1 protein-coding gene is annotated in these 289 nt (G+C 42.9%); it reads right to left on the bottom strand.

What is annotated here, in order from left to right; genetic code table 11:
* Positions 1–289: TRL domain-containing protein (locus tag A3763_RS23825; protein ID WP_068760632.1), on the bottom strand; the 289-nt coding region annotated here is incomplete at both ends.

Raw genomic sequence — 289 nt, 5'->3', positions numbered from 1 at the left:
AACTTGATGATCTACGTGATGTACCTTTGTGATGCCGGCTTCTTTCATGGCTGTATCTATACTTGCATCGCCAAATGCAAATAAACCAGCAATTGCAGATACACTCGCTGAGCCCATTTTTGAACTCTGTGCATCTTTATCGGTTGCTACGGTTAAGTTTTGAGCAGGGCCTTTCACATTAGTGATAATTACACCAGCTGGGGTTGGGCCTCCTGGAAACAGGTTCGTTGCGCACCCTGACATAAATAAGGCTGATACGATTATTACGAAACCAAACAGTTTATTCTTT

The organism is Oleiphilus sp. HI0128 (assembly GCF_001635365.1).
Note: the sequence above shows the minus strand (reverse complement) of the source record. Positions and strands in the feature narration are given on the sequence as shown.